This window comes from Intestinimonas sp. MSJ-38 (assembly GCF_018917925.1).
In the GTDB taxonomy this organism is placed as follows: Bacteria; Bacillota; Clostridia; order Oscillospirales; family Butyricicoccaceae; genus Pseudobutyricicoccus.
On the sequence record NZ_JAHLPO010000003.1, the window covers coordinates 14,977 to 36,530 of the forward strand.

The following is a 21,554-nucleotide window of genomic DNA, read 5'->3' on the forward strand; positions in this document are numbered from 1 at the left end:
ATTACCCCTGGATAAGATCGATTCGTTTTTCTTCCAGCATCTGTTTCAGAAGCTCATAGGGGTTCTCTCCTTGCACAATGCGGAAAGAACCTTGGGAGAACAGGGAGATCTTTTTCGTGACCCCATGTTCTGTCAGGGTGATGCAGTCCAGTGTGTGGCCGGAGTCGTCAAAAAGGGTAATGGTGATTTCGCTTGACTCTTTATCAGGGGCCTTTGTCTGTTTCATGCGAATGGCACCCCAGTTTTTCAGAGCGTAGTCCAGATAGTCCGGGAAATGATCGTCGATGGTGAGGGTGTAGTCCTCCGGCCGTGTGCCGTCGCCGGTGGAAATGCGGATGGAAGCGGCTTCCTTTGTGTGCTCCAGAAAGGGCTGGGGACGGTGCAGCAGGATGGAGCGGACAAGAACGGTACCGACCAGGCAAAGCAGCAGGGCACCAGGTAGAACCAAAAGTAGTTTGCGCCTTTTTTTCATGGGATCATCCCCTTGCTTTTTTCGTACTATATCACAGGGCCAAGCAGAAAACAATCCCCCGGAGCGTTGCTCCGGGGGATTGTTTCTATGTGATGTTTTATTTTTTGTTGACGAACTTTTTGATCCGGTCCATAGCCACTTTCAGGCTTTCCAGAGAGTAGGCATAGGAGATGCGCACATGGCCTTCGCCGCAGGCGCCGAAGGCGTCACCGGGAACCACGGCCACCCGCTGGTCGTTGAGCAGATCGGTGCAGAACTGCTCACTGCTGGAAGCAAAGCGGCGGATGCTGGGGAACATATAGAAGGCGCCTTCCGGCATGAAGCAGTCGAAGCCCAGATCGGTGAGGGCCTTGTGGAGATACAGACGACGCTCGTTGAACTTTTCCCGCATATATTCGATGTCGGGGATGCCTTTGGTGATGGCTTCCAGGCCGGCCCGCTGGGACATACCCGAAGCGCACATCAGCTTGTACTGATGCAGACGGCCCAGAGAGGTCATCAGTTCCACCGGGGCGCAGCAATAACCCAGGCGCCAGCCGGTCATGGCAAAGGCCTTGGAGAAGCCGCTGACCACCACAGTGCGCTCCCGCATACCGGGCAGAGTGGCGATGGACACATGGCGGCGGCCATAGGTCAGCTCGGCATAGATCTCATCGGAGATGACCACGATGTTGGTATCCCGCAGAATGGCGGCGATCTCTTCCATCTCCTCCTTGGTCATGATGGCACCGGTAGGATTGTTGGGGTAGGAGAACACCAGCAGCTTGGTCTTGGGAGTGATGGCGGCCTTCAGAGCCTGGGGAGTCAGCTTGAAGGAATCCTCTTCCTTGGTTTCGATGACCACCGGCACGCCGCGCTGGGCGATGGCCAGAGGCGCATAGCTGACGAAAAGGGGCTCGGGCAGCAGCACTTCGTCGCCGTCGTCGATCAGGGCGCTCATGCACAGGTCGATGGCTTCGCTGCCACCAACGGTGACCAGCACTTCCTTTTCCGGATGATAGGAAAGGTCAAAGCGCTTTTCCAGGTATTCGGAAATGCCCCGGCGCAGTTCGATCAGGCCGTAGTTTGCGGTGTAGGCGGTTTTGCCGTCCAGAATGCTCTTGATACCGGCATTGCGGATGTGTTCCGGAGTGACGAAATCGGGCTCGCCCACGCCCAGGGAGACCACATCTTCCATGGTGGCCGCCACATCAAAGAATTTACGGATGCCAGAGGGCTTCAGAGTGGCAACCCGCTGGGGGACGATCTTGGAATAATCGATCATGATGCTGTTTTCCTCCTTCTTTCGGCCGGGCGGACGCCGCAGCCAAGTACTGTTTCTCTCAAGGGGGCCAAGGCCCCGTTCCATCTTCTTTTGCCATTATACCACCGGCCAAAGGGAAAAGGCAACAGGCAACAGGTTATAAATGTTAAGAAAATGTCAATCTTTCGTTTCTTCTGTATTCCCCTACCGGTGGAGCAGGGGAGACAGCCGCTTATACAGCAGCAGGGTGATGAGGGAGGACAAGGCTCCCTTCAGCAAGTTGAACGGCAGGGTGGCGAAAATGACCAAAGTCCCCACAGAAGTGATGGAACTGTTCACCGCGCTTCCCATGTCCACCAAAGCGGAGAGGGGAATGCCCATGAAGAAAGAATAGGCGGGCAGCAGCACAAAGTAGTTGATCACTACGCCTGCAATGGTCATGGCCAGGGTGCCACACAAAAGTCCCCACAAAGCCCCTTTCCGGCTTTTTTTCTTCCGATAGAACAAAGAGGCCGGCAGCACCAGGGACAGGCCGATGAGGAAATTAGCCAATTCTCCCACACCGGCGGTGATGGTGCCTTTGAACAAAAGATACAGCAGGTTTTTCAGCAGTTCAATGCACAGAGCGGCCAAGGGCCCCAGGGCAAAGCCGCCCAGCAGCACCGGCACTTCGCTGAGATCGATCTGATAAAAACTGGGGGCAAAGGGCAGGGGGATCTCCAGGGTCATCAAAAAGGCGGACAGGGCGGCCAAAAGGGCGGTTTTCGCCATAAAACGAGGGGTAAAATGCAAAAATAGATCTCCTTTCGGGGATGGTTTGAATGGTTACAAAAGTTCCAGCAGCCGGTCGGTCACCTGGGATGTGGTGGCGTTGCCGCTCATATCCGGGGTGAGGCATTTGCCCTCTTCCAGCAGCTTCTCGATAGCGTTGAGCACTTTTTCTCCCCACTGGGGTTTTCCGAAAAAGTCCAGCATCTGGCTGACGCTCCAGATGGCGGCCAGGGGATTGGCAATGCCTTTCCCGGCAATGTCCGGGGCGCTGCCGTGGATGGGCTCGAACATGGAGGGGTATTTTTTCTCCGGGTTCAGGTTGGCTCCGGCGGCCAGACCCATGCCGCCGGAGATGGCCGCTCCCAGATCGGTGAGAATGTCGCCGAAGAGGTTGGAGGTCACCACCACCTGGAACCGGCCGGGATCTTTCACAAAGAACATACTGGCGGCATCCACCAAAAAGCTCTGGGTCTTCACATCGGGGTATTCCTTGGCCACTTCCTGGAACATTTCATCCCAGAAGACCATGGAATAATTGAGGGCGTTGCTTTTGGTGATGTTGGTCAGGGTCTTGCCTTTCTGCCGGGCCAGCTCAAAGGCATAGCGGATCACCCGCTGGCAGCCATGGCGGGAAAAAACACCGGTTTGCAGCACCACTTCCCGGTCTGTGCCGGGGAAGAGGTGGTCGCCGGCCCCGGCGTATTCCCCTTCGCTGTTTTCCCGCACCACAATCATGTCGATGTCCTCCCGCTTCACATCTTTCAGCGGGCAGGGAGCGCCTTTCAGAAGCTTCACCGGGCGCAGGTTCACATATTGGTCAAAGCCCTTGCGGATCTTGAGCAGCAGATCCCACAGGGACACATGATCGGGCACGCCGGGAGCGCCCACCGCTCCCAGATAGATGGCGTCAAAGTGTTTCAGCTGCTCCATGCCGTCTTCTGGCATCATCCGGCCGGTTTTCAGATAGTATTCGCAGCCCCAGGGGAAAGATGTGACCTGAAAAGAAAAGGTTCCGTCTGCTTTTTCAATGTGCCGCAGCACCCGCAGGCCTTCTTCCACCACTTCCGGGCCGATGCCGTCGCCGCCGATGGCGGCAATGCGATAGGTTTCCATCGTGCAAGTCTCCTTTGTGATCAAGTAAGAAAAAACGAAAAAAGGGCGCGGCAAAACCGCGCCCTTTGGGCTTAGAATTCCAGTTTGCTCTGGATATAGGCGTTCAGTTCCTGGATGGGCAGGCGCACCTGGTCCATGGTGTCCCGATCCCGCACAGTGACGCAGCCGTCCTGTTCGGTCTCAAAGTCCACGGTGACGCAGAAGGGTGTGCCGATCTCATCCTGGCGGCGGTAGCGCTTGCCGATGGAGCCGGACTCGTCGTAATCGCACATAAAGCTGCCGGCCAGCTGCTGATAGAGGGCTGTGGCCTGCTCAGACAGCTTCTTGGACAGGGGCAGGATGGCGCATTTATAGGGGGCCAGAGCCGGGTGGAGGTGGAGCACCACGCGGGTATCATTCTTGCTTTCGTCCACCACTTCCTGATCGTAGGCGTCGGTGAGGGCGGCCAGGACGATCCGGTCCACGCCCACCGAAGGCTCCACGCAGTAGGGGATGAACTTCTCATTGGCTTCCTGGTCAAAGTATTCCATGCTCTCTCCGGAAGCGGCTTCATGGGCCTTCAGGTCGAAATCGGTGCGGGAAGCCACGCCCCACAGCTCGCCCCAGCCGAAGGGGAAGAGGTATTCGATGTCGGTGGTGGCGTTGGAATAGTGGGAGAGCTTTTCCTTTTCGTGGTCACGATAGCGCAGGTTCTCCTCTTTCAGGCCCAGGCTCTCAAGGAACTTTTTGCATTCGTTCTTCCAGTAGTCAAACCACTCCAGCTCGGTGCCGGGCTTGCAGAAGAACTCCAGCTCCATCTGCTCAAATTCCCGGGTGCGGAAGACGAAGTTGCCGGGAGTGATCTCGTTGCGGAAGGCCTTGCCCACCTGGCCGATGCCGAAGGGCAGCTTTTTCCGGGTGGTGCGCTGCACATTTTTGAAGTTGACAAAAATACCCTGGGCGGTTTCGGGGCGGAGATAGAGCTCGGACTTAGAGTCCTCGGTGATGCCCAGGAAGGTTTTGAACATCAGGTTGAAGGAGCGGATGGGAGTGAAATTGGTGCTGCCGCAGTTGGGGCACTTGATGCCATTGTCCTTGATGTATTGCTCCATGGCGGCAAAATCCATGCTGTCGGGCTCCTGGCCGGAAAACTCCTCGATGAGGGTATCGGCCCGGTGACGGGTGTGGCAGTCCTTGCAGTCCATCAGGGGATCGGAGAAGCCCCCCACATGGCCGGAGGCCACCCACACCTGGGGATTCATCAGAATGGCGCAATCCAGCCCCACATTGTAGGGAGACTGCTGGATGAAATGCTTCCACCAGGCTTTTTTCACATTGTTTTTCAGTTCCACGCCCAGAGGGCCGTAGTCCCAGGAGTTGGAAAGTCCGCCGTAGATCTCGCTGCCGGGATAGACAAAGCCCCGGCCTTTGCACAGCGTGACGATTTGATCCATGGTCTTTTCGGTATTTTTCATTGGCAGGTTCTCCTTTTTGAAAAAGACGCATACACTGGATGCGTCTGGATTTTCTCACAACAGGTATTATACCGGAAAAAAAAGAAAAAGAAAAGGGGAAAGCCGGGAATTGACACGGGATAAAGGGTACGGTATAATAAAGAACGCCGCCGGGGTGTTGCGCAGTTGGTAGCGCGTCTGCTTTGGGAGAATACGACCAGCCGGATAAAAAACTCAATAACCGGGTGTAGCGCAGCTGGTAGCGCGCCTGCTTTGGGAGCAGGATGCCGCAGGTTCGAATCCTGTCACTCGGACCATAAAGAGTTACCGGTATAGATGCGCCTGGCGCAAAGCCAGGCGCATCAACCGTTTCCGGGCTTTTTCGAGCCCGGATTTCTTCTTTTGAACCATAGATTTTTATGGAGGTTTCGGAGCAACTGACCGGATTTGAACTGGAGGATCTCAAGTTCTGGACAGTTTCCAACCTCCAGCGCCCTTTTAGAGAGGGCTTCTCTCTCAAGAAAAGCGGCATCATCGCAGAAAAAGAATCACAAATATTTGGGCGTCGTTTTGTCGGCTTTGACAGGCCGAAAAAAGCGGTGCCCTTTTTCAATTTCTAAAAGGGCGCTGGCTGCAGCGTCTGAAACGGCAGGCCGGAGAAGACCTCTCCGGCCTTATTTTTTTTACAACAGGAGGATCGCTCACATGGACACCAAAAACACAAGCCGTCAGCTTCGCTACCTCGAAGAAGTCCGTACTCCCCTGCACCGTGCAGGCTTTGGAACCCTGCCGGTGGAGGGAGAGCAGTTGCCTGTCCTTTGGAACGGCGCACCCCTCTGCCGCATCACCGGCAAGGGCAGCGTATTCTATCGGCGAGAGGACGCGGACACGCCCCAGGCAGAGGATGCCCTATATCGCGTCGAGGACATCGCCGCGAAAACGCTGGAGTATATGACCGCTATGGAAGCCGCCCCGCAGCTCAAAGCCAGCGGGCTGGATGGCGACTACCGCATCCTCGCTGACTTCGGCGGCACGGTGCTGGCAGGTTCTCCGAGCAAATACGGCGTTCAATTCGTTACATGGGATTGGGACTATGACCGGACGGGTGTAGTACACGGACACTACTTCATGGAGAACTACGATGGCGCCAAGCAGGACTTCGCCACACGCTCCGGGCTTATCCAAAAGGAACAGCTTTTCAGCCCGGAGCAGCTGACCGAGATATTCCGCTGCTGCGCCGATTCCGTGGATGAGGACTTCTTTGAGCTTACGGATACGCAGGAAGAAATGATCTGCGGAATCCAGCAGCAGATCAGGGTGTGCGTGCCGGATCTAAATGAGCGAATCCGACAGCAGGAGGAAGCATTGGAACGAGCATCACAGGAGCAGACAATGTAATAGCAGTATGGCATGGGCCGGAGTTTTAGCAATAAGACTCCGGCCCTTTTTTATTTTCAAAAAAGGAGTGGATTTGCTTGACGCGATACTTTATGAAGTTCACACCCCTGTTCGCCGCAGAGGTGCAGATGATGACGCCACCCCGTCATCAGCCTCGCAGAAGCGGACGCATCCGCAGCAGCTTTCGCTACAGTGCCGACGATGTACGCTGCAAAGACTGCACGAGATATGACAGCGGACACCCCTGTCACCTGAATGAATGCGTCTGTCTGGAGGAGCGCATCGAGGCCGGCGTGGTGGAGCTGAACGCTCTGGCGCGGGAGTGCTTCGGCGGGAGGATGTTCCGCCCGCTGCAAAGATGGCTGCGAGATGAGCTGAACCGGCAGCCCTTTCGCTTCTTCCTCAGTGATGCCCACAGAGAGCGATGGACGCACTGGAAAAACCGCTGCTATGGTATGTCCGAGCGCAATGCGGCTGCGCTGTTTCTGCTTACCGCCGATGAGGGGCTTTGGCAAAGAGTCCTATGGCATTTCGACAGCAGCGGCTTCGACTTCACCGCCATTCGCCTCTCCGGTATTCACCCGGAGCTGTACAGCATTTATCAAGCGGCGAAGACCATTTCCGTTGGCGGTGACAACATCGTCATAGAAGACCTTGCTTTTTCAGAACTGGTCAGCGACAGAGCCTTCCGGCTCATCCTCGGAGCACTCCTGCTGTGCAGATATGGAGAGGTGGTCTTAAATCTGGAAAGAAAGACGGAGGAGGCAACATGATGATGTACGCAGTTTTGAGTAATCCAAACCACCCGAAATACGGTGTGGCAACGATTCCATTCCCCATTCCCCGCAATCAGTATACGCACTGCATGGAGCTGTTGGAGGCGCTGGAGATCGGCGACGCGGTCAAGGCCGACTGTAAGGTGGAGGAAGTTGATAGCTTTTTCTCTGTGCTCAAGCGCGCGGAAATGCTTACGGTCAATGTGGAGGAACTGAATTACCTCGCCAAACGGCTGGAAAGTTTCGACACCGGCGAGGCCGCACAGTTTCAGGCAATGGCACACAAGCTGGAGCTGTTCGAGCTGAAGGATCTCATCAACCTGACCTTCTGCTGCCAGCAGGCTACGGTCATTACCGACTTTTCCGACCTCGCCGCCATCGGCCGTGACCACTACATGAACCTGCACGGCGGCAGCGCCAAAACAGAGGAATTGGATGCGCTGGACGGCAAGGGAACCGCACGGCAGCTCATTGAAAGCGGCAGCGGCACGATCACCCCCTACGGCGTGGTCTACGACAACGGCATGAAGCTGGAGCAGGTCTACGATGGCCGGTTCTTCCCCTGCTATTACTATGAACCGAACGCCATCACCGTTGCGGTGACATCCAAGAGCAAGCCGGAGGACACGGAGCACATCACATGGCTGTACCTCCCCATGGAGCGGGAGGAAATCGACCGCGCCCTCCTTCGCGGGGGCATCACAGATCCCGCCGATGTACGCCTGCGGCTGGAGGACAGCCAGTTTCCCAACGAGGTGGATGTCCTTCTGGATATGGAGTACGAAACTCTCTCTGACCTCAACGAACTGGCAGAGGCAACGGATGGGTTATCAAAAGCGGATATGGAAAAGCTGGGCGCCGTGGTTATGCTGGCAGAGCCAAAGTCTGCGGCACAGATCAAAAACCTTGCGGAAAGCCTCGACCTCTTTGACTTCGCCCCCGGCGTGCATACGCCGCAGGACTACGGCAAGTACATGATCCAGCAGTCCGGTCGCTTTGAGTATGACGAAAACCTCGATGCTTTTTATGACTATGAAAAGTACGGCACGGAGCGCATGAATGAGGAGGACGGAGTGTTCACCGACCGGGGCTACATCGCCTATAAGGGCTATATCAGCATGGAAGAAGTGATGAACGGTGGTCAAAGCAACCACATGGTGATGGGAGGGCTTTCACAATGATCATTCAGGCAGAACTGAAGTGTAAACAGACCGGGTGTGAGGCAGACCCCTGTGCCGTGGATAGGGAAATGCTCCAGCTGGATGAGGCAGAATACAATCTCATCAAGTTCCCCCAGCGCGGTGTCTGTCTGTACAAGTGCGGCAACGAGCGATATCTGCTGGAGGTACACGCCCCTGCATGCAAGGAAAAGCTGTTTGGCACAGCGGGTGGCCGCTGATGGCAATAACCGCGGGTATGATCGCCAAAGCCGCGGCGACAGCCCTTTCCAACGAGAAGCTCCGTAAAGGGATCGGCTGGGGGCTGGTCGCTGTTCTCTCGCCTGTCATCCTCCTGATCGCCGCGCTGTGCTCCATCGGCACAGGCGGTGCGGATCACAACAACCAGGCGGTAGCCGCAGCCTTCTATGGGACGAGCTATTCGACCGAGGTGCCTATGGCATTCCGCTCTCACATTGAGGAGATGCGCACCGCGTTTTCTCTTCTGGATTCGGCGGTCGCCTCCGTCAATGGGCAAATGGAAAGCGGAAACGGCCTTGACCCGATCCGAGTCAAGGCCGTTTTTTATGCCCTCTGCTTTGGCGAGGACGCTCCCGGCAGACGGGCGGCAAACCGCTTCGTAGAATGCTTCTACACTTGGGAAACCCGTACCCGCACGGTAGAAGTGGAGAGCGAGGATAGCACGGTTACCAGTACGACAGAAGAATACACTGTCGCTGTTCCGGTCTCACTGTCTCAAGCGTATGCCAATCTGGAAGCACATCTTGGCAGAGCAATTACGGAGGATGATAAGAGCAACATCAACTACATCTATACCATGATCGCCGGCACCGCAGGCGGCGGCAGCTACAGCGGCGAGTTCCTTCGCTGAGATGGAAGCAGTATCGACTTGGACATCTCCGCCTTTGTTGATCCCGCCAATAAAAATGCAGCCGACCTTGTGACCTACGCCATCCACGCATGGGAGTCCGGCTGGGGCTATGTCTGGGGCACCTATGGCAATGTGCTGACGGAGTCACTCCTTGCCTACAAGGTATCACAATACCCGGACGGTGTTGGCAACCATGAGGACATCATCCGCGCCAACTGGCTGGGCGGCAGAACTGCCGACTGCGTTGGACTTATCAAAGGTTACGGCTGGCTGTCCCCGGAAACGATGACCATCGACTATGGTACCCATGGGATGCCGGATATCGGTGCAAATCAGATGTACTACAACGCCACGGAGTCTGGGGCCATCGATACCATGCCGGATATCCCTGGCCTTGCCGTTTGGCACGATGGGCATATTGGCGTCTACATTGGCGGCGGTCAGGTTGTTGAGGCCATGGGTACCAAGGGCGTTGTCAAAACAGAGTTGGCTGGCCGAGGTTGGACGCACTGGCTGAAGATTCCGTATATCAATTATGACTGAGGAGGATCGATCATGAACTATGAAGAATTAACGGATCGGGAGCTATGGCAGCTTCTGTTCCAAAAGACAGAGAACGAGATGGCTGCATATATGAACAGCCTAAATCAGCTTCCCCGCAGCGAGCTGATCATGGCAGCAGATGAGATCTCCGCCATGGCGACCTGCCGCGCCGAGCTGATGGCGTTGGGCGAAGCCCTCTCCCGAGAGAAGACGCTCTTCCTGCTGCGCCAGGAAAAACCCTTGGAGCTTCTGAGCGAGGCTTGGATGGAGCATCGGACCATGGATGAGGGTGAGCTCTTCCAGAGCCTGCTCATTGAAGTATATGAGGATGAGCATCAGCAGTTACTCAATGAGCCGCAGATGTTGTGATCGGAGGTGCGTTGCATGAACATGGCTCGTTATGAGCAGGAAACCATTATCAGCTTCAACGAGGAAGAAAAGACCGCCGGTATTTACACCCACAACAAGATACTGTGTCAGAAGCTGGCAGCACTGGCACGGGACAGACCGGAGGATTGCAGGCTCGTGAAGGTGTCCCGCAGCGGACGGGCAGTTGACTACACCATTCCAAAATCATGGATAAAGATCGTACCGCCTCGGATAGCAAGTGAAGCGCAAAAAGCAGCTCTTGCAAGGGCTCGGAAAGCGGCAAGTAAGCCGCTATGACCCCTGCGCGCGCAGCGTTTCAACAACACCTGTCTCGTGCCGAGGGTAGTTACACCACCCACAACACAAAAACGCCGAAAATAGCATATAGAAGGAGGATACGCACATGAAAAAAGCAACTGTCACCGTCACCTTTGACGATGAGAAACTGGGCGCACTGGAGTTCTCGCTCCGCAAGGAACACTCCTCTGTGCAGGAGCACTTGGAGGATGCGCTGAACGCTCTGTATGAAAAAACCGTACCGGAGCCGCTGCGGGAGTACTTGGACAGCAAGGCCGCTCCCGCGGCGGTGAAACCCAAGCGTCCTGTCAAGCCCGCCGCACCCAAGCCGCAGAGCAGTGAGCCGAAGCCTGCGGCTGTGAAGGAGGGCAACTGAGATGGCGGATCATGTAGACATCACATTGTGGATCGACCGCCGTTGGAAGGATGCCATCGAGAAGCGGCTCAAAGGCGAAACCTTGCAGGAGCATCTGGAAGATGTGCTGGATGAGCTGTGCAACCAGCTCCCGGAGTAGGAACACAAACGCATCCGTGCCGAGATCTACGCAGAGGATGCCGCAGAGCGTGAAGCGAGGGAGGCCGCCCGCACCTACGCCGCCTACCATGTGACGGAGCGCGGGCAGGAGTGGTACTTCAAGACCTCGCTCGGCGAGGAGCTGCTGGCGGTCGGGAAAAAGCTGCGCGGTTATCTTACAAAGGGCAATGGTGTTGCACCGGGCAAATTTATCGGAATGTTTTTCGGCGGGTAACCCATCACAGCAAAAGAGTTTGACGCCCTGACAGCTGTACGCATGGAGAACACCGGCAAGGTGCGCGGCGTGTTCGATGTGAACTTCGACAAGCGGGAGTTCTCCGCTGTCCACATCATGGACGGCTGGCGAACCTGGGCGATGCGGGATGTGTCAGTGGCGGTGTACCATGCCACACGGTCGCGCTTTGCTTCGGCGGATGAACAGCTCTCCAAACTATTGGAGCTGCTGGATGGCATGGAGATCACCTCGGCGGGACATCTCTCCTCGCGGAATTTTTCCTTCAGTGATGAGATCATGATGGATGAGGACGGTAAGCTCAACTTCTATGTGGACGCAGATTTTGATGTGGACGCTGTCTTCGGAACCTTCGTCTGCACGGATAAAAACGATGACTGGCTCAACATCTACGCCAACTATGACATCGCGGAGGATAGGCCCTGCGACACGCTGGAGCTGACGCTCTGCAAGGGAGACGGCTCCGAGGAGAACTGGAGCTATCCGCTCAACGCAGCCGAGCAGGATGTCCTGCTGCGGAAGATGGAGGAGTACTGCCAGCAGCAGACCGGCATGAGCCTGCGCGAGTATACCCAACAGCTTCACGAGGAACAGGCACAGAGTGCGGAGATGCAGATGTAACCGCCGTGTCCGCCCCTGTGAGCCGCTGTGTGCGGCTTTGGGGGCGAGGGTGGCATCCCTGCACCCCGGACAGGCATCGGCGCTGTTTGCCCCCGCTTTCGCCCCGTCTATGGGGAACTGTGCTGGGAACCCACCTGTTCGATAAAAGCACAAGATAAACGCCCGCAGTCGGAAGCGACTGCGGGCTGTCCACAAAGCCCCGCAGTGCGGGGCTTTTTCACAGGTCACAAACCAATGTCGGTTTGAGGCTCTGTCAAGATGAACCAATGTCGGTCCGCAGGAGGAGTGCAGCGTTTGCAGGGCTTTCCGGCGTTTTTGACCGATGGCAGCGGAAGGAAGGAGGAAAAATGGAGGACAATAAGAAATGCACCACGATCTGGCTGCGGCCCAGCGTCATTCGCCGCATGGACGCATGGATGGAGGAGGCGAACTGCAGAAGCCGCAGCGAATTCATTGAAAAGGCGGTCCGTTTTTACATGGGCTATCTGGGAACGGAGGACACCTCCGAGTATCTCTCGGACGCGCTGGTGGCGACGCTGCGCGGGATCATCGCGGACAGCACCAACCGCACCAACGGCATTCTATTCAAGTGCGCGGTAGAGCAGGGCATCATGGCGCACACCATCGCCGCCCACTTCCGGGATACGCTGGAGGATCGCCGCGCCCTGCGCGGGTATGTGGTGGACGAGGTAAAGCGCATCAATGGTCAGATCAGGTTCGAGGATGCCCAGGATGTCCAACGGCAGCTGCCGGATGACACATGGCGAGATTGATATTTATCTCTCCCTACATGAAGGGCGGCAGAGATGCCGCTCGGCTGGCCCATCGCACCCGCTACTTCGCCACCCGTGAAGGTGTGCAGCTCCTTAAGGATGACAATGCCCATCTTCCTGTTACGAAGAAACAGCAGCAGTACATCCAGCGTCTGCTCCGCAGCTTCCCAGAGGCGAGGGAGCTGCCGGAGCATGAGGACTATGCAAACACACCCAACCGGCAGACTGCCTTTGCGCTCATCGCGCAGATCCACGAGGACTTCATTGAACCCATGGATGGCCGGGAAAACTATCTTGACTATGTCGCAAACCGTCCCGGTGTAAAAGCGTTGGGCGAACACGGCCTGTGGGATGCCCATGGCAAGGTCCCGTCGCTGGAGAATGCCGCGGCAGAGGTGGCGCAGCACACAGGGAATGTGTGGACACCTATCATCTCCCTCTCCCGTGAGAATGCGGAGCGTCTGGGGTACACAGATATTAAAAACTGGCAGGAGCTCATCAACGCCTCCATCACGGACATCGCCAAGGGCTATAAGATCCATCCGGACCGCCTTCGCTGGTACGCAGCTATGCACGAAAAGGAGAAGCACATCCATGTTCACATGGTACTCTTCTCAACCGATCCGAAGGAGGGCTACCTCTCCCGGCAGGGTATCCGCAGCATCAAGTCCGCGCTGGTCAGCACGATCTACCGAAACGACCGCCTGCACATCTATGAGCAGAAGGACGAACAGCGCGGCCTGCTCCGGCAGGAAGCGGAAGCACGGATGACAGCGCTCATCGGGCAGATGGCTGCCGGTACTCTGCAAAGCGATAAGCTGGAGCTGCTGGTGACGGATCTCGCCCAGCGGCTTCGGGAGGTCAGCGGCAAAAAGGTCTACGGTTATCTGCCACCCCGTGTCAAACGCATCGTGGATGAGATCGTGGATGAACTGGCAAAGGACGAACGGGTGTCATCCGCCTATGCTCTATGGCAGGATCTCCAAGAGCAGCTTTGCATTGACTATAATCAGACACCGCCGCAGCGAGTACCGCTGTCGCAGCAAAAGGAGTTCAAGACGGTGCGCAACATGGTCATCCGGGAAACGCTCCGGCTTTCGGAGCTGCACTTCACCTTTGAGGATGATGCCATATCGGATGAGCCAGAGCCGGAAGAACCGACCGTGCCTCCGGATCCAAGTGCGGAGCGGATGATCCATCAGCAAGCACAGTCTTACCGCAGGGCAAAAAAGGTGCTGCACGACTTGGAGTCGGCCCCCGGTGAGAAAGCCGCGGCACGGGTCACCCTCCGCCGTCTGTGGGAGGAGGGCTATACCATTGCCGCCCATCAGCTTGGCAAATCGTATCGAGATGGAGTTGGAAGTTCAGTTGACCAAGAGTTGGCGGCAGAGTGGTTTCAAAAATCGGCAGAAGCCGGTAATCCTTGCTCCGCATACGCGCTGGGCAAACTGCTGCTGGAGCAGGAGCAATTCCCACAGGCCCTTCACTGGCTGCGGCAGGCAGCGGAGCAGAACGATCCATACGCGCAATACCGGCTCGGCAAGCTGCTGCTCACCGGCGCAGAGGGTGTGCCAAAGGATGTAGATGCGGCCATTCGGCTTCTGAAGGACTCTGCCACGCAAGGGAATTCGTTTGCCCAATACACGCTGGGAAAGCTCTATTTGCTGGGACAGGAGGTGCAAGCAGACCGCAAAGAAGCTCTGCGCTATTTCGCACAGGCAGCGGCACAGGGCAACACCTACGCGCAGTATTTCATTGACCATCAGGACGACTTCTCCGGTGCGGCGGGAACCGCTATCCTTCGGATGCTCCATCAGATGAGTCGCATATTCCGCGAGAACGCCGCCCAGCCTGCCATCTATGCAGGGATGCAGATCGACAAGAAGCGTCGCCGCAAATTGCAGGAGAAGCGCATGGCAATGGGACACAAGGCGGATGACCATGAGGATCGCAGACTGACGCAACAGACACAATAAGGGAGGGACCATGTCAAAGTACATTCCGTTTACAACCGAGCAGAAAGAACGAGCCGCGTCGGTGGACTTGGAGGAGTTCCTCCGCCGCCGAGGAGAAAAGCTCATCACATCCGGCAGGGACAAACGCCTTGCCAGCGACCACAGCATCACCATCCGCGGCTGCGAGTGGTATGACCATGCCACGGAACAGGGCGGCAGAGCCATCAGCTTCGTCAAGCAGTTCTATGGACTCAGCTACCCGGACGCCATGTCTCTGCTCCTCGGCGATGATCTCGGCGGAAGCTACCCTGCGGCAAAGGAGAAGGTGCCGGCGCCTGCAAAGCCCTTCACGCTCCCAGCGCAGAGCGAGTCCATGCGCCGTGTGTATGCCTACCTGCTGCAAAAGCGTTGCATCAACCGTGAGATACTCAATGCCTTTGTGCGCAGGAAGCTCATCTACGAGAGCTGTGGAAAATCCAGGGACGGGACAAAGGAATATCACAACGCCGTGTTCGTCGGATTCGATGAACACGGCGTTCCCCGTCACGGGCATAAGCGCGGGCTGTATACCATGGGGCAAAGCTATCGCGGCAACATTGAGGGCAGCGACCCGAAGCACAGCTTTCACTATCTCGGCGGCGATGACACGCTCTATGTCTTCGAGGCCCCTATTGACCTGCTCTCTTACATCTCTCTTTTCCCGGAGGGGTGGCAGGAGCATAACTATGTGGCCTGCTGCGGGACATCCTCCATCCCCGTGCTGGAAATGCTGCGGCAGCTCCCCCAGCTCCGGCAGGTGTATCTCTGCCTGGACAATGACGCTGCCGGTCATGCTGCCAGTGAGTGCATGGGGAAGCTGCTGGAGGAGCGTGGCATCTCCGCGGACCGGCTCGTACCGCAGCGAAAGGACTGGAACGACGATCTCAAGGCAGAACAGGAAAACAAAATGGAAAGGAGCGAGCTATGCCAAACCTTCTGCTGACAATGTGGGACACGATCAAAAGCTCCAACATCGGAATATTGGTCGCGGCAGGGCTGGGGATGTTCGCTGTCATCGGTGGACTCTCCATGCTGTCCTACCACTATACACTCAGCGGCATCAAGTCCCGCACCGTGGGTGACGGGCAGCACGGCACAGCGCGCTGGGCGACCGACAAGGAGATCCGCAAGACCTATGCCCATGTGCTGTTCAAGGTCAGAGACTGGCGCAAGGGAGTAAGCCTTCCCACAGAACAGGGTCTGGTGCTGGGCTGCAAGGGCAAGAAGGGTGAACTGACTGCGCTGGTGGATAGCGATGATATCCATTGCCTGATGATCGCCGCCTCCGGCGCGGGCAAGACGGCATTCTTCCTCTATCCCAACCTCGAATATGCCTGCGCGTCCGGCATGAGCTTTCTGGCGCTGGATACCAAGGGTGACCTCACCCGCAACTACGGCTCTATTGCCAAAAAATAGTACGGCTACAAGCATATCTCCGTCATCGATCTGCGTAATCCCACCCGCTCGGACGGAAACAACCTGCTGACGCTCATCAACCGCTATATGGATATCGCCAGAAAACAACAGGACAACCTCGCCGCCCGCGCCAAAGCCGAAAAGTACGCCAAAATCCTCGCCAAGTCCATCGTCAGCCCGGAGGGAAACTCCGACCACGGGCAGAACGCCTTCTTCTACGATGCGGCGGAGGGCTTGCTGTCTTCCACGATCTTGCTGCTTGCGGAGTTTCTGCCGCCGGATGAGGAGCACCCGGAGGAGCGGCGGCACATCGTGTCGGTATTCAAGCTGGTACAGGATCTGCTGGAGCCGGCGCGTGGTGCGCGGGGACGCTCCCGCTTTCAGCTGCTCATGGATAAGCTGCCGTCCGAGCACAAAGCGCGCTGGCTGGCAGGCGCCGCACTCAACAGCTCCGAGCAGGCGATGGCATCAGTCATGTCCACGGTGCTGTCCCGGCTCAACTCGTTCCTCGATAGTGAGCTGGAGCAGATCCTGTGCTTCGACAGTGCCATTGACGCCGAAATGTTTGCGGCGGAGAAATCCGCCATCTTCCTCATCCTGCCGGAGGAGGATCAGACGAAGAACTTTATGGCGGGCTTAATGATCCAGAACCTCTCCCGTGAGCTGTTCGCGGTAGCGGATGAGAACGGCGGCAAACTGAAAAACCGCGTTATTCTCTTTTGTGATGAGCTGGGCACCATGCCGCCCTTTGATATCCTGCCGCTTTTCAGTGCTGGACGCTCTCACCGCCTGACGCTGGTACCCATCATCCAGTCGCTGGCGCAGCTGGAAAAGAACTATGGCAAAGAAGGTGCATCCATTCTGATGGATAACTGCCAGGATGTGATCTGCGGCGGCTTTGCCCCCAACAGTGAAGCAGCGGATGCCTTCTCCAAAGCCCTCGGCAGCCGCACGGTGCTCTCCGGCTCTGTGAGCCGCGGGAAAAACGATCCCAGCCAGAGCCTGCAGATGATGGAGCGACCCCTGCTGACGGCGGATGAGCTCAAGCCCATCCCCAAGGGCAGCTTCATCGTGCAGAAGACCGGATGCCACCCCATGCGTACCCGTCTGCGCCTGTTCCTCGAATGGGGCATCACCTTCGAGGAGGAATACCGTGTGGAGGAACAAGTGGCCCGAAAGGTCTATTATGCCGATCAGGATGCGCTGACCCGCGCCATCGTGCGAAAGTATCCGCCCAAGCTGCCGGAGCAGAAGACTACTCGCTCCGTTAAGGGCGAGGGACAGCTCCATGATGCGCCCGTGCAGGAGATGGTGGTGGCGGAGGACATCGACTATGACCGTATGCCGCACAAGCGCACCCCGTATAATCTTCCCCGACAGGAGGTGGATCGATGAGCTACTTTGACAGCATTTACGCCGACACGCTCCTGCCGCCCAGGGCTGTATCCGTTTATATGTACCTCAAGGACCGGTCCAATAGCACGGGAAGCTGCTGGCCCGGTATCAAGACGATTGCGAGAGATATGAACCTCTCCCGCAGCACCGTCAAGCGGGCACTGGCAGATCTGGAGCAGCACGGTTATCTTGCCAAGCTGCCCCGATACCGCCCCAACGGGAGTAACACTTCCAATCTCTATACGCTGAAATAATCCCAAAGAGCTTGGTATCAAAATATGATACCAAGCTCTTTATTTGGGCAAAGTGCAAAACTATCGTTCCACCAAGGGGTAACTATACCTGTTTGCTGAACCGAGGAGGGGTTCAATATGAACCCACCGGAACACCCCACTCTATCGGAGATTAAGACAGAGAAAGAACAAGCATGAAGCAGAAACTCATGTTTTTGTGCTTGCGGGGGCGGGCAAATTCAGCACCATAATTGATTGAAACGAACACCCATCGGTCGGCTACCGGGTGGGTGTTCCTTGTATAACACAGGCGCTGTGACGAATTTGTGACACTTTCCCCGCACTTTCGCGGGAGAATTTCAATGCAGCTTCTGGTATGCTACAGACAAGGTTGATACACAACCACAAATACTTCAAAAAAGGAGCGTAACATACCATGAAAAAGAAAACGATTTGGAGCCTTGCACTGGCACTGGCGTTGGTAGTATCGGCCATCGGCGCATCAACCGCAGCTTTGGCGGCTGCGCCTGACACGGCAGAGCCTGCAACTGCCATCGCAACCGAGAACGAGGACGCCATCTGGGAGCAGATCGAGGCGGTGGAAGAGAAGAGCGACGCCATCTTCCAGAGAAACGCGGCGCTGTGGGAAAAGCTGGACGAAATCTGCAACGCCCTGCCCGACGACTACGACTTCACAAACTTTGACGAAGCAGCGTTTATCCGCAGCAGCAACGCCCTGACGGAAGCGGAGAAGGAAACACTTCTGGCGGACATCAAGGAGCTGAACGGCCTTGACGCTGAGATGGAGGCACTGTACGCTCAGCTGCCCGACTGCGACAATATGCCGCTTTACGAGAAGGCGCTGGAAAAGGCCGGCCCCAAGGTGCTGGATGAGATCGACGCCCTGGAACAGGAGTATGACCGCGTCTGCGAAAAGCACGCCGACCTGTGGGACAAGGTAGATGAAGCGTACTTCAATCTGCCGGACGACTACGACTTCGACAACTACGATGAGGCCGCTTTCATCCGCAGTTTGACCTTCCTGACCGACGCGGAAAAGGACGCGCTGATCGCCGACTACAACCGTCTTACGGAGATCGACGGCCGGCTGTGCGAGCTGTATGATTCCATCTGGGGCAACACCGGCTGCGAAAGCGGCATCTGCCCCCTTTGACGGAAAGACGATATTCTGATAGTATAAAATCAACATCATGCCGATGCTGCGCCCACGCGCAGCATTTGGCGCTGCTTGCAAGGAGGACGCATGGGACATTCCATCTATTTGGCGGACGATGAAAAGAGCATCCGGGAGCTGCTCCATAGCTTCCTCGCAAGCGACGGATATACCGTGCGCTCCTTTGAAAGCGGCGACGCGCTGCTGGAGGCGTTTCGTCAGGAGCCTGCGGAGCTTGTAATACTGGACATTATGATGCCCGGCACGGACGGACTTACCGTGTGCCGGGAGCTTCGCTCTGTTTCCGATATTCCCATCATCCTGCTTACGGCCAAGGACAGCGAGCTGGACTACGTCATGGGCATCAGCCAAGGCAGCGACGATTATCTCACCAAGCCCTTCCGTCCAACGATATTGCTGATGAAGGTCAAAGCACTGCTGCGCCGTGTGGAGATGGACCGAGGAAAAACGGCGGCGGCAGAGGATGAGCTGCGCTACGGGGATATCCGCTATTCCGCTACGGAAAACGCCGTCCTTTGCGGAAGCACGATCGTGGCGCTGACCCAGACCGAGCTGCGGCTGCTCAGCTATATGCTGAAGCAGCCGGAAAAGGCCTATTCCCGCGAGGAGCTGCTCAGCGCGGTGTGGGGCTTCGACTCGGAGGTGGAGACCCGAGTGACCGACGAAACCCTGCGCCGTATCCGGAAAAAGCTGACGCAAGCGGGCAGCACCGTCAGCGTGAGCACCATCTGGGGCTTTGGCTATAAGCTGAAGGGAGCGGAGTGTACATGAAAAACATCAAGCTGCGGATCGTGTATTTGATCCTCGGTGCGGCTCTGCTGCTCTTTGCACTGTTCATGTTGGCAGTGAACCTCATTATACCGTCCCACTTTGTAAACGAGGCAAAAAAAGCGCTCATCAGCGAGGCGGAGTATCAAAACCGCACCATCCCCTATACCGACGATGAATCCTTTTTTGACGATGAATGGAACGATGCGGAGGAGCACTTCCTTACGCCAAGCATCGTATTTTTAGAGCTGGATAATGCCAATCAATCAAGCGGTTGGAATAGGGACGCATATCGTCTGGAGAAAAAACTGCTGGAATACTACACGGGGCGGGATCTATTGCTCAACCAATGCTATACCTTCAAAACGGACAAACATCACCTGATATTTATGTCCGTGCAGGAGGAGCAGGACGATTGGGAAAAGCCATACGCCTATATCATGTACATAGATATCGAGCCCATCACCCGATATATCGTGACGCTGAACTGGGCCTTCTTTGCGGTACTGCTGGCGATCTCCTCCGTCATGTGCCTGCTGGGCTTCCGCTTCGGTCGGGATATTGAAAAGGAGGCGGAGCGGCAGCAGACCTTCTTCCAGAATGCCTCACACGAGCTGAAAACGCCGCTGATGGCGATACAGGGCTATGCGGAGGGCATACAGGCAGGCGTAATGGATGCGGGCGGCGCGGCGGACGTGATCCTGGAAGAAAGCGACCGCATGACGGAGCTGGTGGAGGAGCTCCTGGACATCTCGAAAATCGATATGGGGCGGCAACAGCTTGCCCTTTCCGAGATGGATGTTCGTGAGCTGCTTTATGATGGCATACGCGCCGTGGAGCCGGCAGCCGCCGGTGGCATCGCAATCGTGCCGGATTTCCCCGAGGAACCCGTTATGGTCAGCTGCGATGATACCCGGCTGCGCAGAGCGGTCATCAATATCCTGTCCAACGGCGTGCGCTATGCCCGCAGCGAGCTGCGCCTGACCTGCCGCGCGGACAAGCGTCATGTGACGATACGGATACAGGATGACGGGGACGGCATTGCCGAAGCGGACCTGCCGCACATCTTCGACCGCTTTTACATGGGAAAAAGCGGAAAATCCGGCATCGGCCTTGCGCTGACGAAGGAGATCGTTCACCTGCATAGAGGGACGATCCGCGCCTATAACGGAGAAACCGGCGCCGTTTTCGAGATCTCCATTCCGGTGAGCAGATAAGAAGATCACTGCGCCGCCTTTGAGCGTCCCTCTTGCAAAAAGGACGGGCCTGGAAAGAATCTTTGCTGGTGCCGGGCGGAGAGTTTCCCGTGATTTCCTCTTGTGCCCACATTGTCAGAATGGAGTACATCTATGGACTGCAAAGCAAAAAAATATCTGCATATTTATGACTGGAACTACTGGTGGGGCTATTACCGCTGCTGTAAGGACTGGGAACCTTTCCATGCGGCGGAGTTTTCTCTTTCCGAGGACGAGGCAGGAAAGGCGCCCTTTTTCCACTTTGATTTCCATAACCTCCCTGCCCTTCACCAGACCATTCTGGACGGTGAGTTTGTGGAGCCGGATAACCCGGATCTTCCGCACTTTCTGGAGCAGGCAAGGCGGCTCAGAAGCGGTGAACAGGACTGGTTCGTCGGGGCGCTGTACTATCCGCTTTTTTCACCGGAGATGCATTTCTGCAACGCCTCCGTCCGGAGCGGCGTCCCGCTGACACAGCTGCTTTCCCCGTCTGTACCGCCCTATTACGGGGTGATCTTTCTCCGGGAGGAGCGCCCCCTCACTCCGGAGGTGCTGACGCACTGGGCGGAGACACTGTCCCAACCCCTGTTCGGCCAGCCGTTTTCCTGTACGCTTGCACAAGTCCCCAGCCGGCAGGAGGCCATGGAGCAGTTTGAGAATGAGATGCGGCTGACGCGATGAAATGTACGGTAT

25 protein-coding genes, 1 tRNA gene and 1 pseudogene are annotated in these 21,554 nt (G+C 56.6%); 22 read left to right on the forward strand and 5 right to left on the reverse strand.

Features of this window, described 5'->3' with window-relative positions; translation table 11 throughout:
• Nucleotide 1: 1 nt before the first annotated feature.
• The 5 genes from KQI26_RS02610 to KQI26_RS02630 all read right to left on the reverse strand — a co-directional run bounded on the left by KQI26_RS02610 (nt 2) and on the right by KQI26_RS02630 (nt 5,053).
• A complete protein-coding gene (locus KQI26_RS02610; RefSeq protein WP_216503092.1) occupies nt 2-472 on the reverse strand; it encodes a hypothetical protein in 471 nt (156 codons plus the stop codon).
• Nucleotides 473-569: 97 nt separating this feature from the next.
• The gene (locus KQI26_RS02615) at nt 570-1,733 is read right to left on the reverse strand and encodes a pyridoxal phosphate-dependent aminotransferase (RefSeq protein ID WP_371744070.1); all 1,164 of its coding nucleotides are present in this window, start codon (nt 1,731-1,733) and stop codon (nt 570-572) included.
• Nucleotides 1,734-1,919: 186 nt separating this feature from the next.
• On the reverse strand, nt 1,920-2,507 hold the full coding sequence (locus tag KQI26_RS02620; RefSeq protein WP_253292636.1) for an ECF transporter S component: 588 nt from the start codon (nt 2,505-2,507) through the stop codon (nt 1,920-1,922).
• Nucleotides 2,508-2,540: 33 nt separating this feature from the next.
• Nucleotides 2,541-3,599 carry a tartrate dehydrogenase gene (locus KQI26_RS02625; protein ID WP_216503094.1) on the reverse strand — a complete coding sequence of 353 codons (1,059 nt, stop codon included), beginning with the start codon at nt 3,597-3,599 and terminating at the stop codon, nt 2,541-2,543.
• Nucleotides 3,600-3,670: 71 nt separating this feature from the next.
• On the reverse strand, nt 3,671-5,053 hold the full coding sequence (locus KQI26_RS02630; RefSeq protein ID WP_118426425.1) for a glycine--tRNA ligase: 1,383 nt from the start codon (nt 5,051-5,053) through the stop codon (nt 3,671-3,673).
• A 220-nt stretch (nt 5,054-5,273) separates the two neighbouring features.
• Between KQI26_RS02630 and KQI26_RS02635 the strand changes: the two genes are divergently transcribed.
• The 22 genes and pseudogenes from KQI26_RS02635 to KQI26_RS02735 all read left to right on the forward strand — a co-directional run bounded on the left by KQI26_RS02635 (nt 5,274) and on the right by KQI26_RS02735 (nt 21,542).
• Nucleotides 5,274-5,349, forward strand: a tRNA-Pro gene (locus tag KQI26_RS02635).
• Between the two features lie 102 nt (nt 5,350-5,451).
• Nucleotides 5,452-5,652 carry a hypothetical protein gene (locus KQI26_RS02640; protein ID WP_216503095.1) on the forward strand — a complete coding sequence of 67 codons (201 nt, stop codon included), beginning with the start codon at nt 5,452-5,454 and terminating at the stop codon, nt 5,650-5,652.
• A gap of 85 nt (nt 5,653-5,737) precedes the next feature.
• On the forward strand, nt 5,738-6,430 hold the full coding sequence (locus tag KQI26_RS02645; RefSeq protein ID WP_216503096.1) for a hypothetical protein: 693 nt from the start codon (nt 5,738-5,740) through the stop codon (nt 6,428-6,430).
• A gap of 77 nt (nt 6,431-6,507) precedes the next feature.
• Complete coding sequence (locus KQI26_RS02650; RefSeq protein ID WP_216503097.1) at nt 6,508-7,203, forward strand: hypothetical protein; 696 nt, start codon at nt 6,508-6,510, stop codon at nt 7,201-7,203.
• The gene (locus KQI26_RS02655) at nt 7,203-8,387 is read left to right on the forward strand and encodes an antirestriction protein ArdA (RefSeq protein ID WP_216503098.1); all 1,185 of its coding nucleotides are present in this window, start codon (nt 7,203-7,205) and stop codon (nt 8,385-8,387) included. Before KQI26_RS02650 ends, KQI26_RS02655 begins: the two co-directional genes overlap by 1 nt.
• Nucleotides 8,384-8,605, forward strand: coding sequence for a hypothetical protein (locus tag KQI26_RS02660; protein WP_216503241.1), 222 nt, complete (start codon nt 8,384-8,386; stop codon nt 8,603-8,605). The genes KQI26_RS02655 and KQI26_RS02660 overlap by 4 nt, the downstream gene beginning before the upstream one ends.
• On the forward strand, nt 8,605-9,255 hold the full coding sequence (locus KQI26_RS15645) for a hypothetical protein (protein ID WP_371744062.1): 651 nt from the start codon (nt 8,605-8,607) through the stop codon (nt 9,253-9,255). Before KQI26_RS02660 ends, KQI26_RS15645 begins: the two co-directional genes overlap by 1 nt.
• A gap of 18 nt (nt 9,256-9,273) precedes the next feature.
• The gene (locus KQI26_RS15650; protein ID WP_371744063.1) at nt 9,274-9,798 is read left to right on the forward strand and encodes a hypothetical protein; all 525 of its coding nucleotides are present in this window, start codon (nt 9,274-9,276) and stop codon (nt 9,796-9,798) included.
• Between the two features lie 12 nt (nt 9,799-9,810).
• Entirely contained in the window at nt 9,811-10,167 is a 357-nt protein-coding gene (locus KQI26_RS02670) for a hypothetical protein (RefSeq protein ID WP_216503099.1), read from the forward strand.
• A 15-nt stretch (nt 10,168-10,182) separates the two neighbouring features.
• Nucleotides 10,183-10,464 (forward strand): hypothetical protein, encoded by a 282-nt coding sequence (locus KQI26_RS02675; RefSeq protein WP_216503100.1) that lies wholly within the window; start codon nt 10,183-10,185, stop codon nt 10,462-10,464.
• 106 nt (nt 10,465-10,570) lie between these two features.
• The gene (locus KQI26_RS02680) at nt 10,571-10,840 is read left to right on the forward strand and encodes a DUF6103 family protein (protein ID WP_154025245.1); all 270 of its coding nucleotides are present in this window, start codon (nt 10,571-10,573) and stop codon (nt 10,838-10,840) included.
• 1 nt (nt 10,841) lies between these two features.
• Entirely contained in the window at nt 10,842-10,979 is a 138-nt protein-coding gene (locus KQI26_RS02685) for a hypothetical protein (protein WP_216503101.1), read from the forward strand.
• Between the two features lie 276 nt (nt 10,980-11,255).
• Nucleotides 11,256-11,852, forward strand: coding sequence for a hypothetical protein (locus KQI26_RS02690; protein WP_216503102.1), 597 nt, complete (start codon nt 11,256-11,258; stop codon nt 11,850-11,852).
• 266 nt (nt 11,853-12,118) lie between these two features.
• The gene (locus tag KQI26_RS02695; protein WP_253292637.1) at nt 12,119-12,625 is read left to right on the forward strand and encodes a hypothetical protein; all 507 of its coding nucleotides are present in this window, start codon (nt 12,119-12,121) and stop codon (nt 12,623-12,625) included.
• The gene (mobP3, locus tag KQI26_RS02700; RefSeq protein WP_216503103.1) at nt 12,613-14,601 is read left to right on the forward strand and encodes a MobP3 family relaxase; all 1,989 of its coding nucleotides are present in this window, start codon (nt 12,613-12,615) and stop codon (nt 14,599-14,601) included. Before KQI26_RS02695 ends, mobP3 begins: the two co-directional genes overlap by 13 nt.
• Nucleotides 14,602-14,611: 10 nt before the next feature.
• Nucleotides 14,612-15,562, forward strand: coding sequence for a DUF3991 and toprim domain-containing protein (locus KQI26_RS02705; RefSeq protein WP_216503104.1), 951 nt, complete (start codon nt 14,612-14,614; stop codon nt 15,560-15,562).
• A 2-nt stretch (nt 15,563-15,564) separates the two neighbouring features.
• Nucleotides 15,565-17,430: pseudogene (locus tag KQI26_RS02710) on the forward strand (type IV secretory system conjugative DNA transfer family protein).
• Nucleotides 17,427-17,684, forward strand: a complete 258-nt coding sequence (locus KQI26_RS02715; RefSeq protein ID WP_216503105.1) for a helix-turn-helix domain-containing protein — start codon at nt 17,427-17,429, stop codon at nt 17,682-17,684. The pseudogene KQI26_RS02710 and the gene KQI26_RS02715 overlap by 4 nt, the downstream one beginning before the upstream one ends.
• Before the next feature lie 415 nt (nt 17,685-18,099).
• Nucleotides 18,100-18,837, forward strand: a complete 738-nt coding sequence (locus KQI26_RS02720; protein WP_216503106.1) for a hypothetical protein — start codon at nt 18,100-18,102, stop codon at nt 18,835-18,837.
• Between the two features lie 90 nt (nt 18,838-18,927).
• Nucleotides 18,928-19,629 (forward strand): response regulator transcription factor, encoded by a 702-nt coding sequence (locus KQI26_RS02725; RefSeq protein ID WP_216503107.1) that lies wholly within the window; start codon nt 18,928-18,930, stop codon nt 19,627-19,629.
• Nucleotides 19,626-20,843 carry a cell wall metabolism sensor histidine kinase WalK gene (locus tag KQI26_RS02730; RefSeq protein ID WP_216503108.1) on the forward strand — a complete coding sequence of 406 codons (1,218 nt, stop codon included), beginning with the start codon at nt 19,626-19,628 and terminating at the stop codon, nt 20,841-20,843. The genes KQI26_RS02725 and KQI26_RS02730 overlap by 4 nt, the downstream gene beginning before the upstream one ends.
• Before the next feature lie 132 nt (nt 20,844-20,975).
• Complete coding sequence (locus KQI26_RS02735) at nt 20,976-21,542, forward strand: hypothetical protein (RefSeq protein ID WP_216503109.1); 567 nt, start codon at nt 20,976-20,978, stop codon at nt 21,540-21,542.
• Nucleotides 21,543-21,554: the final 12 nt, after the last annotated feature.

Bases quoted from the DNA above. Each gene is read 5' to 3' on its own strand.
- KQI26_RS02695 (WP_253292637.1), top strand. From the start codon at position 12,119: ATGTCGGTCCGCAGGAGGAGTGCAGCGTTTGCAGGGCTTTCCGGCGTT.
- KQI26_RS02660 (WP_216503241.1), top strand. From the start codon at position 8,384: ATGATCATTCAGGCAGAACTGAAGTGTAAACAGACCGGGTGTGAGGCA.
- KQI26_RS02610 (WP_216503092.1), bottom strand. From the start codon at position 472: ATGAAAAAAAGGCGCAAACTACTTTTGGTTCTACCTGGTGCCCTGCTG.
- KQI26_RS02725 (WP_216503107.1), top strand. From the start codon at position 18,928: ATGGGACATTCCATCTATTTGGCGGACGATGAAAAGAGCATCCGGGAG.
- KQI26_RS02670 (WP_216503099.1), top strand. From the start codon at position 9,811: ATGAACTATGAAGAATTAACGGATCGGGAGCTATGGCAGCTTCTGTTC.
- KQI26_RS02630 (WP_118426425.1), bottom strand. From the start codon at position 5,053: ATGAAAAATACCGAAAAGACCATGGATCAAATCGTCACGCTGTGCAAA.
- KQI26_RS02625 (WP_216503094.1), bottom strand. From the start codon at position 3,599: ATGGAAACCTATCGCATTGCCGCCATCGGCGGCGACGGCATCGGCCCG.
- KQI26_RS02675 (WP_216503100.1), top strand. From the start codon at position 10,183: ATGAACATGGCTCGTTATGAGCAGGAAACCATTATCAGCTTCAACGAG.
- KQI26_RS02655 (WP_216503098.1), top strand. From the start codon at position 7,203: ATGATGTACGCAGTTTTGAGTAATCCAAACCACCCGAAATACGGTGTG.
- KQI26_RS02730 (WP_216503108.1), top strand. From the start codon at position 19,626: ATGAAAAACATCAAGCTGCGGATCGTGTATTTGATCCTCGGTGCGGCT.
- KQI26_RS02685 (WP_216503101.1), top strand. From the start codon at position 10,842: ATGGCGGATCATGTAGACATCACATTGTGGATCGACCGCCGTTGGAAG.
- KQI26_RS02720 (WP_216503106.1), top strand. From the start codon at position 18,100: ATGAAAAAGAAAACGATTTGGAGCCTTGCACTGGCACTGGCGTTGGTA.
- KQI26_RS02690 (WP_216503102.1), top strand. From the start codon at position 11,256: ATGGAGAACACCGGCAAGGTGCGCGGCGTGTTCGATGTGAACTTCGAC.
- KQI26_RS02645 (WP_216503096.1), top strand. From the start codon at position 5,738: ATGGACACCAAAAACACAAGCCGTCAGCTTCGCTACCTCGAAGAAGTC.
- KQI26_RS15645 (WP_371744062.1), top strand. From the start codon at position 8,605: ATGGCAATAACCGCGGGTATGATCGCCAAAGCCGCGGCGACAGCCCTT.
- mobP3 (WP_216503103.1), top strand. From the start codon at position 12,613: ATGGCGAGATTGATATTTATCTCTCCCTACATGAAGGGCGGCAGAGAT.
- KQI26_RS02735 (WP_216503109.1), top strand. From the start codon at position 20,976: ATGGACTGCAAAGCAAAAAAATATCTGCATATTTATGACTGGAACTAC.
- KQI26_RS02715 (WP_216503105.1), top strand. From the start codon at position 17,427: ATGAGCTACTTTGACAGCATTTACGCCGACACGCTCCTGCCGCCCAGG.
- KQI26_RS02705 (WP_216503104.1), top strand. From the start codon at position 14,612: ATGTCAAAGTACATTCCGTTTACAACCGAGCAGAAAGAACGAGCCGCG.
- KQI26_RS02640 (WP_216503095.1), top strand. From the start codon at position 5,452: ATGGAGGTTTCGGAGCAACTGACCGGATTTGAACTGGAGGATCTCAAG.
- KQI26_RS02680 (WP_154025245.1), top strand. From the start codon at position 10,571: ATGAAAAAAGCAACTGTCACCGTCACCTTTGACGATGAGAAACTGGGC.